Source organism: Streptomyces sp. P5F9 (genome assembly GCF_057961495.1).
Genome location: NZ_JBXVPZ010000356.1, coordinates 1 through 10,282, shown reverse-complemented (window position 1 = coordinate 10,282; position 10,282 = coordinate 1). Strand labels below are relative to the sequence as shown.

General features: G+C 70.7%; 10 protein-coding genes. 1 reads left to right on the top strand and 9 read right to left on the bottom strand.

Features of this window, described 5'->3' with window-relative positions:
• The 7 genes from AC31A1_RS38005 to AC31A1_RS37975 all read right to left on the bottom strand — a co-directional run.
• Positions 1-1,365, bottom strand: a 1,365-nt coding sequence (locus AC31A1_RS38005) for a purple acid phosphatase family protein (protein ID WP_489657657.1), incomplete at its 3' end; no start/stop codon positions are given.
• Between the two features lie 67 nt (positions 1,366-1,432).
• Positions 1,433-2,596, bottom strand: coding sequence for a serine hydrolase domain-containing protein (locus tag AC31A1_RS38000; RefSeq protein WP_489657656.1), 1,164 nt, complete (start codon positions 2,594-2,596; stop codon positions 1,433-1,435).
• A gap of 35 nt (positions 2,597-2,631) precedes the next feature.
• Positions 2,632-3,096, bottom strand: a complete 465-nt coding sequence (locus AC31A1_RS37995; protein WP_489657655.1) for an organic hydroperoxide resistance protein — start codon at positions 3,094-3,096, stop codon at positions 2,632-2,634.
• A 138-nt stretch (positions 3,097-3,234) separates the two neighbouring features.
• Positions 3,235-3,711, bottom strand: a complete 477-nt coding sequence (locus tag AC31A1_RS37990; RefSeq protein WP_489657654.1) for a MarR family winged helix-turn-helix transcriptional regulator — start codon at positions 3,709-3,711, stop codon at positions 3,235-3,237.
• Positions 3,708-4,466 (bottom strand): energy-coupling factor ABC transporter ATP-binding protein, encoded by a 759-nt coding sequence (locus AC31A1_RS37985; RefSeq protein WP_489657653.1) that lies wholly within the window; start codon positions 4,464-4,466, stop codon positions 3,708-3,710. The genes AC31A1_RS37990 and AC31A1_RS37985 overlap by 4 nt, the downstream gene beginning before the upstream one ends.
• Positions 4,454-5,215, bottom strand: a complete 762-nt coding sequence (cbiQ, locus tag AC31A1_RS37980; protein WP_489657652.1) for a cobalt ECF transporter T component CbiQ — start codon at positions 5,213-5,215, stop codon at positions 4,454-4,456. Before cbiQ ends, AC31A1_RS37985 begins: the two co-directional genes overlap by 13 nt.
• A gap of 1 nt (position 5,216) precedes the next feature.
• Positions 5,217-6,284, bottom strand: coding sequence for an energy-coupling factor ABC transporter permease (locus AC31A1_RS37975; protein WP_489657651.1), 1,068 nt, complete (start codon positions 6,282-6,284; stop codon positions 5,217-5,219).
• 170 nt (positions 6,285-6,454) lie between these two features.
• On the opposite strand from AC31A1_RS37975, the gene AC31A1_RS37970 reads away from it, so the two are divergent.
• Entirely contained in the window at positions 6,455-6,808 is a 354-nt protein-coding gene (locus AC31A1_RS37970) for an SsgA family sporulation/cell division regulator (RefSeq protein ID WP_393752110.1), read from the top strand.
• 20 nt (positions 6,809-6,828) lie between these two features.
• Here AC31A1_RS37970 and AC31A1_RS37965 read toward each other — a convergent pair whose 3' ends face one another.
• Both AC31A1_RS37965 and AC31A1_RS37960 read right to left on the bottom strand, forming a co-directional pair.
• Positions 6,829-8,508, bottom strand: coding sequence for a penicillin-binding transpeptidase domain-containing protein (locus AC31A1_RS37965; RefSeq protein WP_489657650.1), 1,680 nt, complete (start codon positions 8,506-8,508; stop codon positions 6,829-6,831).
• A 132-nt stretch (positions 8,509-8,640) separates the two neighbouring features.
• Positions 8,641-10,272: a penicillin-binding transpeptidase domain-containing protein gene (locus AC31A1_RS37960; protein ID WP_489657658.1), complete on the bottom strand. Its 1,632-nt coding sequence runs from the start codon at positions 10,270-10,272 to the stop codon at positions 8,641-8,643.
• Between the last annotated feature and the right edge of the window lie 10 nt (positions 10,273-10,282).

The window sequence follows — 10,282 nt, the reverse complement described above, 5'->3', positions numbered from 1 at the left end:
AGCCACCCGCCGAGACCGCTCCCCCCACTCACGCGCCTCAACACCACCCGCCTTGTAGTGGTTGAGCGCATACCCCCCGGAGTGCACACGCAGGAGCAGAAACCCACCGGGATAGTCCTTCGCGGCGGTCACCTCCTGCTGAACGACATGCGGCGCCCGCACAAGCAGCGTGCGCTTGTTCCGGTGGGTATGGCCCGCGTGGTGCAGAAAGACCCCCGGCGCCGAGGCATACGCGTCGACGATCGCCCGCGCTTGCCGGCGATCGAGCTGCTGCCCCCGGGTCACCGGGAACACAGAGTCCCGTACCGTCAGCGGATGGTGCCCGAAGACGACGGTCGGCCGGTCCGGTTCGGCCCTGAGCCGCGCCCGGAACCAGGACAACTGCTCCTCACCGAGCCCACCCGCGTCACCCCCGTTGCCGGCCTTGGCGTACGTGTCGAGCCCGATGATCCGCAGCCCGCCGAGGTCGTGGGCGAAGTACCCGGGCCCGTCGCCGAAGCCCTCCCGGAACCCTTCGTGGAACGTGTCGGCGGAGCTACCCGCACGGTCGTGGTTGCCCCGTACGACGAGATAGTCCCGGCCGAGCGTGCCGAAGCCGTCCAGGATGCGTCTGGCCTCGGCCAGGTCCCGCGGCGACCCGCCCGCCGAGATGTCCCCGGCGGCGAGCAGGACGTCCGCCCCGCGCCGCTTGGCCTCCTCGACCAGGGCCCGGGTCATGATCTCCGGATAGGCGGCGAGGCCCGCCGCCTGCGACACCCCGCGCAGCAGCGGGAAGCCCGCCATGCGGCCCGCGGTGGTCTCGCCGAGGTGCAGGTCGTTGCAGAGGGCGATGGACAGCAGGTGCCTGCCGGGCGGGGGCTGCGGCGTGGTGAAGGAGTATGTGCCGGTCAGGGAGGCGAGACCGTGCCGCGAGGTGCCGACGGCGTTCCCCCGCACGTGCTGCAACGGCGTCGGTACGGCGGTCACGCCCCGGGAGCGTGCCCGGTAGTAGTACGTCTGCCCGGGCTCCAGGCCGGTCAGCTCCACCTGGTGGTGCGCGGTGGGCCGGTCCTCGGCCGCGACGCGGTTGAGCCGGGCCGGGTGGGTGCCGTAGACGACCTCGCCCTCGGTGACCGCGGGGAGCGGGTGGCCTAGGCCGTCGTCGGTGCCGGGTATTCGGGTGTGCCAGGTGACGATGGCGCTGTCCTCGGTGAGGGTGACCAACTCCAGGTGGACAGCGGCCAGTTGGCGGAATCCGCCGCGTCCGGGACGGGCGTGGGCGGCACGCAGCAGCGCCGGGCCGAGGAGCGCGCCGGAGCGCACGACGTCGTACGGAGTGGGGAGCCCGGCGAGGGCCGCGAGGGGAGCCGAGAAGCAGCAGCGCATACCCCATTGTTGCCCCAGGGCCGTGAACGCAGGCCGTGGCACCGACGGCCGCAGCCGTACCAGTGCGCTACGACAGGGCGGTGCGCACCGCCCTGACCAGCGCCTGCGCGCGTGGATCAGCCGTCACGCTCTTGCGGAACGAATTCGTCACATACCCGAACGCGATGCCCGAATCGGGGTCCGCGAAGCCCAGCGCGCCGCCCCGGCCCGGGTGACCGAAGGAGCCCTCCGACAGGAGCGGGGACGCGCCACCGTGCAGCATGTGGCCCAGGCCGAAACGCGTGTTGATCACGAGGACGCGGTCGGGGCCCGAGGAGCGTTCCGTGCGGGCCAGCTCGGCCGTCTCGGGGGTGAACAGCCGTACCCCGCCGTCCACTTCACCGATCAGCGACGCGTAGACACGGGCCAGGCCGTCCGCCGTCGCGATGCCGTTCGACGCGGGGAGCACGGCGGCCCGGTACGCCGGGTCGTTCTCGTCCGGCATCGGGGTGATCGCCCCGAACGCGCGCCGGGTGAGGGAGTCGGGGTTCGCGTACGCCTCGGAGACCGACCGCTTGGGGCGGAGGCGGAGCGCGCTCGCGTCCGCCGGGGCGGCCTCGGCCTGCGCCACCCGGCCCACCCGGCTCTCCTCGTCCGACGGCAGGCCCACCCACAGGTCCGCCCCGACCGGGCCCGCGATCTCGTTCGCGATCCACTCGCCGATCGACCGGCCCGTCACCCGTCGGACCAGTTCACCGGTCAGCCAGCTGTACGTCTGCGCGTGATACCCGTGGTCCGTGCCCGGCTCCCACACCGGCGCCTGCGCCGCCACCGCCGCAGCACCGACCACCGGGTCGGCGGCCTGCTCCGGGGTCAGCGGGCGGTCCAGCACCGGCACGCCCGCGCGGTGGGCGAGCAGGTGCCAGACGAGGGTGTGCTCCTTGCCCGCCGCCTTGTACTCCGGCCAGTACTCGCCCACCGGAGCATCCAGGTCCAGTTCCCCGCGCTGCGCCAGCAGGAGCAGGACGGCGGCTGCCACGCCCTTCGTCGCCGAGCGGACGATCTGGGCCGTGCCCTGCTCCCAGGGCGCGGTGCCGTCGACGTCCTTCGTGCCCGCCCAGAGGTCCACGACCCGGTGCCCGTGCCGGTACACCGTCACGGCCGCGCCCCGGTCGCCGCGCGCCTCGAAGTTCGCCTCGAACGCGTCCCTGACCGGCTCGAAGCCCTCGGCCACCACGCCGTTCACATCCACGTCCGCGCTCCTCGTTCCGCCGTCAGGCCTCTCTCTCAACCAAGCAGGATCGTCACGTCGATGTTCCCGCGCGTCGCGTTCGAGTACGGGCAGACCTCGTGCGCCGCGTCCACCAGCTTCGCCGCGATGTCCTGGTCGAGGACCGGCAGGGACACGCTCAGGGCGACCGCGAGGCCGTAGCCGCGCTGCTTGTTGGGGCCGATGCCGACCTTCGCGGCGACCGTGGAACCGGTCAGGTCGAAGCCCGCCCTACGGCCGACGAGGACCAGCGCGTTGTGGAAGCAGGAGCTGTAGCCGGCCGCGAAGAGCTGCTCGGGGTTGGTGCCGTTGCCGTCACCGCCCAGGGCCGGGGGCATCGCGACCTGGAGGGAGAGCTGGCCGTCCTGGCTGCTGACGAAGCCGTCCCGGCCGCCGTGGGCGGTGGCCTCGGCGACGTACATGATCTTCGTCGGGCGGGTGTCGACGGCGACGTCAGCGATGGCAGCGGTGTCGTCGGTCATGGCGGGACCTCCCCCGGGGCGGAAACACGGAACACGGACACACGAGAGCGCGCAACTACATCGTGCACAAGATACTGGCGAGTAGGTCGGCACCGGCCAGCAGGGGGTGGGAACCGTCGGTAACCCGAGGTCAGCGGGTCAGCGGGCCCGTTCCGCCGCCGCCCCCGCGCGCTCCGCCAGCCGCCACAGTTCCGCCCGCAGGCGGGCGACCTCCGGCATCCCCAGCTCCGTCGCCGCGAGCAGCGCGCCCGGCACGCGGGTCGCGCGCTCCCTGAGGGCACTGCCGCGCTCCGTGCACGCGACCAGCACCGAGCGCTCGTCGTGCGCCGACCGCTCCCGGCGGACCAGACCCGCCGTCTCCAGGCGCTTCAGGAGCGGCGACACCGTGCCGTAGTCGAGCCGCAGGGCCGTCGCGACGTCCTTGACCGGGGTCTCGCCGCGCTCCCACAGGACAAGGAGGACGAGGTACTGCGGGTAGGTCAGCTCCAGCTCCTCCAGGAGGGGGCGGTACGCGGCCGTCAGCGCCCGCTGGGCCGCGTACAGCGCGAAGCACAACTGCTCGTCGAGGAGCAGCGACCCGGCGGCGGTGTGGTCCTCGGGACCCTCGTTCGTCACGCGCCCATTGTCACGGACCGCGGGTCGAACCCGAAGGGCAACTCCAGGCGATGCGCCCGCATCAGCGCGTCGTCGGAGAGGAGTTCGCCGGTCTTCCCGTCCGCCGCGATCACACCCTCGCTGAGGATCAGCGCGCGCGGGCACAACTCCAGTGCGTACGGCAGGTCGTGCGTGACCATGAGGACCGTCACGTCCAACGACCGCAGGATGTCGGCCAGTTCGCGGCGGGAGGCCGGGTCGAGGTTGGAGGAGGGCTCGTCCAGGACGAGGATCTCCGGCTCCATCGCCAGCACGGTCGCCACAGCGACTCGCCGCCGCTGCCCGAACGACAGATGGTGCGGGGGACGGTCCGCGAAGTCCGCCATCCCCACCAACTCCAGTGCCGTGCACACCCGTTGCTCCAGCTCGGCGCCCTTCATCCCGGCCGCCGCCGGGCCGAACGCCACGTCCTCGCGGACCGTCGGCATGAACAACTGGTCGTCTGGATCCTGGAACACGATCCCGACCCGGCGCCTGATCTCCGCCATGTGCCGCTTGCCGACCGGGAGTCCGGCCACCGTCACCGTCCCGGCGCCTGCCGTGAGAATGCCGTTGAGGTGCAGGACGAGGGTGGTCTTGCCGGCTCCGTTCGGGCCGAGCAGGGCGACCCGTTCGCCGCGCGCGACGGTGAAGTCCACGCCGAACAGGGCCTGTTGGCCGTCCGGGTAGGCGAAGGCGAGGCCCGAGACCTCAAGAGAAGTGGTCACAGCGTCCATCCCAACAGGCATACGACAAGGGCGGCACAGGGCAGTGCGAGGGCGTACGACCACTGCGCCCGGTCCGCGGTCACCTCGTCGATCACCGGCATCGAACCCGCGTAACCCCGGCTCACCATGGCGAGATGGACCCGCTCCCCGCGTTCGTAGGAGCGGATGAACAGCGCGCCCGCCGACTTCGCGAGCACACCCCAGTGGCGGATGCCCCGGGCCTCGAAGCCCCGTGACTCGCGGGCGATCCGCATCCGCCGCATCTCGTCCGTGATGACATCGCCGTAGCGGATCATGAAGGACGCGATCTGGACGAGGAGGGGTGGGAGCTTCAACCGCTGGAGTCCCAGGAGGAGTTCGCGGAGTTCGGTGGTCGAGGCCAGGAGGACGGAGGCGGCTACACCCAAGGTGCCCTTGGCCAGGACGTTCCACGCGCCCCAGAGGCCGTTCACGCTCAACTGCACGCCCAGGACGGTGACTTGGTCGCCCTCCGCCACGAAGGGCATCAGCACCGCGAACGCCACGAACGGGATCTCGATCAGCAGGCGGCGGAGCAGGAAGCCGGCGGGTACGCGGGCCGTGTACGCGACCAGGCCGAGCAGCACGGCGTAGACGCCGAACGCCCACATCGCCTCGCGCGGGGTCGACACCACGACCACCACGAACGCGAAGACGGCGGCCAGTTTGGTGTGCGGGGGCAGCGCGTGGACGGGGGAGTGGCCGTGCCGGTAGAGACGGTGGGCGTGGCCCGCGCCCATCTCAGGCCGCCTGCGAGGTGCTACGGCGCTTGCGGACCGCCCAGAAGACGCCCGTGCCCGCCACAACCGTCACGCCCACGCCGATCACGCCCGCGAGGCCGCCGGAGAGCCGGGCGTCGTCGACATCGCGTACGCCGTAGTCGGCGAGCGGGGAGTCCGCCGAGGCGTGCTCCTCGGCCTGCCGGTCGATGCCGTGGTCGGCGGCCACCTTCTCCAGGCCGTCGGGGTTCGAGGAGGCGTAGAAGCTCACGAAACCGGCGAGGAGGAGGGACGTGACCAGGCCGGTCAGCCACAGTTTGCGCCGCGAGGTCCCGCGGGCTGCGACCGGCTCCAACTGCGCGGGCGCGTCCACGAGTTCGCCGTTCACGCGCAGCTTGAGGCGCCGCTCCAGGCCGCGTGCGCCGTGGACCAGATCCGGGCGTACGGCGATCACGGCGCCGACGGTCAGAGCGGTGATCGCGGCCTCGCCGATGCCGATGAGGACGTGGACGCCGATCATCGCGGTGGCGACCTTGCCGAGCGAGACGTCGGTGGTGCCGCCGAGGGCGTAGAGGAGCGTGAAGACGAGGGCGGCGGCGGGGACGGAGAGCAGGGCCGCGGTGAAGGACGCGGCCGTGATCGAGCGGCGGGTGCGCGGGAGGATCTTGACCAGGCCGCGGAAGACGGCGTAGGCCACGACCGTCGTCGTGATCGCCATGTCGGTGATGTTCACGCCGAGCGCGGTCAGGCCGCCGTCCGCGAACAGGATGCCCTGCATGAGGAGGACGACCGAGACGCAGAGCACGCCTGTGCAGGGGCCGACCAGGATCGCGGCCAGCGCACCGCCGAGGAGGTGGCCGCTGGTGCCGGCCGCGACCGGGAAGTTGAGCATCTGCACGGCGAAGATGAACGCGGCGACCAGGCCCGCCAGCGGCGCCGTCCGCTCTCCCCCACGCTCGGCTTCGCTCGCGCGGGAGGTGCCCCCCTGTTCGCGGCGGGCACCGCGCAGGCTCACGGCGATGGCGCCGGCGGCGACCACTCCGGTCGCGGCGGATACGGGGGCGTCTATGAATCCGTCAGGCACATGCACGGGATGATTTTAGATGCTTGTTGCGAGTCCTTTGCAAGAGCCAGACAGTCTCGCGCCGACCTGTGAGATCTGTCGCCCCGGAGGGCGCTCCCGAGAAAATGTGCGACATTTGGGTAGTGGAAGCGGATGCACAGCTTTCACACAGGTCACTCAGCGTAAGGGGCCGCCCGATGTCCGTAGTCGAACAGTACGCGCGAGCCCATATCGTCACCGACGAGGACGTGGACCGGCTGGATGCTGACGCGGTCCCCGTCGTCCTGCGGTACGACCCCGACTCCGATCCCCGAGCCGTCCGTATCGGCCTGCCCGGACCGCATGAATGGACCTTCGACCGCGAACTGCTGGAACAGGGGCTGCGCGCCCCGGCCGGCAGCGGCGAGGTGCGGGTGTGGCCGTGCGGGCGGGTGCAGGCCGTGGTCGAGTTCCACTCCGAACAGGGCGTCTCCGTCGTCCAGTTCGAGACGAAGACGATCCTGCGCTTTCTGCGGCGGACCTATATGGCCACCGCACCCATCGCGAGCTGAACTCCCGGAGGCGCTGAGGTTCAGCCGCCGAGGCCGCTGCCCAGCTTGAGCAGGGCCGCCACGATCGGGCCCGCAGTGTCGCCGCCGTGGCCGCCCGCCTGGACGACGCCCGCGGCGACGAGGTCGCCCTTGTACGCGGTGAACCAGCCGTTGGGCTTCTTCTGGCCGTCGACCTCCGCCGAGCCGGTCTTCGCGCCGTAGTCGGGACCGAGCCCGGCCATCGCCTTGGCCGCCGTGCCGTAGTCCGCCGTGTACTTCATGACCTCCTTCAGCTCCGACTGCGTCGTCGACGACATCGTGCGCGAGGCCTTCGCGACCGTGCGGTTGTCGACCGTCGGGGAGACCAGGTACGGCTGGTGGAAGGTGCCCGTGTCGACGGTCGCGGCGACCGACGCCATGTTCAGCGGGTTCATGCGGACCCCGCCCTGGCCGATCAGCGAGGCGCCCATCTGCGCGCCGCTCTGCACCGGGATCGAGCCGTCGAAGGTGGGGACGCCGATGGCCCAGTTGTTCATGCCGAGGCCGTAGACCTGCTGGGCCTCGGTCGTCAGGTCGCTGTTGGACAGCTTGGGCGCGAAGTTGATGAAGGCGTTGTTGCAGGAGGCCCCGAAGGCCACCTTGAACGTGCCCTTCTTGATCTCCGAGTCGTCGTCGTTGTGGAAGGTCCAGCCCGCCAGCTTGTACGTCTTGGGGCAGGGGTGGGACGCGTCCGGGGTGATGAGGTTCTTCTCGAAGAGCATCGTCGACGTCACGATCTTCATCGTGGAACCGGGGGCGAGGGAGCCCTGGAAGGCCACGTTGAAGCCGTGCGAGGCGTTCGCGACGGCCAGGATCTCGCCGGTCGACGGGCGCATCATCACGACCGAGGAGTTCTTCTGCTTGCCGACCTGTGTCTCGGCCGCCGCCTGGAGGGTCGGGCTGAGCGTCGTCTTCACCTTGCCCGGGGTTCCCTTGCTCAGCTCGACGAGGGTCTTGTCGGACTGCTTGGACTTCTTGCCCCGGATCACCTGGAGTTCGATGCCCGCCTTGCCGCCCGCCTTCTTGCCGAACTTCTCCCGCAGCCCGTCCAACACCGGCCCCAGGGACGGGTACTTGGCCACCGTCAGCTCGCCGCCGTCACGGTCGTAGGCCTTGATCGGCGGGGTGCCCGACTCGCCCGTCACCAGGGTGTCGCCGTCCGCGAGGTCCGGGTGGACGACGGAGGCGTGCCACTGGACGTACGGCTTGCCGTCCTTCGCGCTGCGCACCACGCTCAGTGAACTGGCGTACGTCATGGGCTTGTTGATGCCCTTGTACGACACCGTGCACTTCACGGAGAACGGGACCTTGGTGCCGGTGCGGGCGCCCTCGGTGACGGTGATGCCCGTCATGTGGGCGTTCTTCGTGTAGCCGGTGAGCAGGGCGGCGGCGGCTGTCGACTTGTCCGTCGTGGCGGCGGCCTGGGCGACCTTGCCCTGCTGCCAGTCGGCCAGGAACCGCTTCGCGGTCGTCTGCACCTCGGTCGCCGACAACGGGCCCGTCTTGATCGCCTTGTGGTCGGCGGTGGTCGACGTGCGCGCCTCGGCCGAGGCCCCGCCGTCGTACAGCGCGTAGGCACCGACGCCCGCGCCGACGACGGCCACGGCGATCACCCCGCCGACCACGGCAGGTCTCGCCTTGCGCCGCTCGGCGACGACCTTCTTCTTGCCCCTCGTGCCCACAGTTCCCGATCCTCCGCGAATCCCTTTGGGCCCCCGTCGCTCTTGGCCCTCAGCCCTCACACACCCCAACGACGGGGCACAGCCTAGAGTCCCGTCCTGTGCGGGTGAGTTCCCTTTCCCCGCGGAGTGAGATCAGCCACCCGCCGCCAGTACCGCCCGGACGATCGGGCCCGCGGCGTCGATGCCGTGGCCGCCGTCCTGGGTCATGGCCGCCGCCGACACGTCGTCGCGGTAGCCGGTGAACCAGCTGTTGGACTTGGACTGCCCGTCCACCTCGGCGGACCCCGTCTTCGCGCCGATGCTGCCGCCGAGCCCGGACATGATGCCGGCCGCGGTGCCGCTGGTCGCGGTGCGGTTCATCATCGCCCGCAGCTGGGCCGACGTACTCGCCGACAGGCCCTTGGCGGTGGCCAGTTGGCGGTCGTCGAGGCTCTGCGCGACGAGCACCGGCTGGCGGAACGTGCCCGTCTTCGCGGTCGCCGTCACCGACGCCATGTTCAGCGGGCTCATCTGCACCTGGCCCTGGCCGATCAGGTTGGCCGCGGTGTCCGGGCCGCCGGACGCGGGGACCGAGCCGTCGAAGGACGGGATGCCGGTCTTCCAGTTGTCCCGGCCGAGCCCGAAGCGGTCCTCGGCCTCCTTGGTCAGCGAATCCACCTTGACCGAGTCGGCGTACTTCACGAAGGCCGTGTTGCAGGAACGGGCGAAGCTGTCGGCGAGCGTGGCGTTCAGGTCCGGCTTGAGACCGGTCAGGTTGTGGAAGGTCTGGCTCTGCCACACCGCGTCTGGCGTGCAGGGCGCCGGGCCGTTCATCGTCGTGATGTCGTTGTCGATGAACGTGGCGGCACTGATGATCTTCATCGTCGAGCCCGGCGCCAACTTCCCCAGGAACGCGGCGTTGAAGCCGTCGTTGCGGTTGTTGGCGATCGCCAGCACCTGCCCGGTGCTCGGCTGAAGGGCCACGACGGACGACTCCGAGTACTTCGTCACGGCCTTCTCGGCGGCGGCCTGCACGCTCGCGCGGAGCGTCGTGCGCACCTTGCCGGGCTTGCCCTTCTCCAGGGTCAGCAGCGTGGTGTCGGCCGAGTCCGCGACGTCGTGCTTGATCGACAGCTCGATACCGGGCGTACCGCCCGCCCTGTCACCGTACTTGGCCCGCAACTCGTCCAGGATCGGCCCGAGGGAGGGGTATTTCTCCTTCGTCACCACGACCCCGTCCCGGTCCACGGCCTCGATCGCCGGACTCGCGGACTCCCCGGTGACGAACGTGTCGCCCGTCTTCAACTCCGGGTGCACGACGGTCGGTTGCCAGTCGACGAGCGCCCGCCCGGTCGTCTTCCCGCGGACGACGGTCAGCTGACTCTTGTAACCGATCGGCTTGGAGATGCCCTTGTACGACACCGTGGCCCGCACGGTGTACGGCACGGTGGCCCCGGTCGCCGTACCGGGCGTGATCTTCACCTTCGTGATGTGACCGGCCCCGCTGTAGGACTCCAGGACGAGGTCGGCCGCCGCGTCGTTGTTCGTGTACGACGAGGCGGTCACCGCGTTCCCGCTCTCCCAGGCCGCGAAGAACTTCTTCGTCGTCTCCTCGACCTCGCTGCTGCTGGGCGGCCCGGTCTTCTTGGCCGAGGCGCCGCCGATCCCGTCGACCCCGTCCGAACCCCCCAGCGCGGACACGACGTTGAACGCCCCGTACCCCGCCCCGCCCACCATCACGGCGAACACGCTGCCGATGACGGTGGCCTTTACCCCCTTGCGCATGCCCCTGTCC

Bases quoted from the DNA above. Each gene is read 5' to 3' on its own strand.
- cbiQ (WP_489657652.1), bottom strand. From the start codon at position 5,215: ATGGGCGCGGGCCACGCCCACCGTCTCTACCGGCACGGCCACTCCCCC.
- AC31A1_RS37995 (WP_489657655.1), bottom strand. From the start codon at position 3,096: ATGACCGACGACACCGCTGCCATCGCTGACGTCGCCGTCGACACCCGC.
- AC31A1_RS37960 (WP_489657658.1), bottom strand. From the start codon at position 10,272: ATGCGCAAGGGGGTAAAGGCCACCGTCATCGGCAGCGTGTTCGCCGTG.
- AC31A1_RS37985 (WP_489657653.1), bottom strand. From the start codon at position 4,466: ATGGACGCTGTGACCACTTCTCTTGAGGTCTCGGGCCTCGCCTTCGCC.
- AC31A1_RS37970 (WP_393752110.1), top strand. From the start codon at position 6,455: ATGTCCGTAGTCGAACAGTACGCGCGAGCCCATATCGTCACCGACGAG.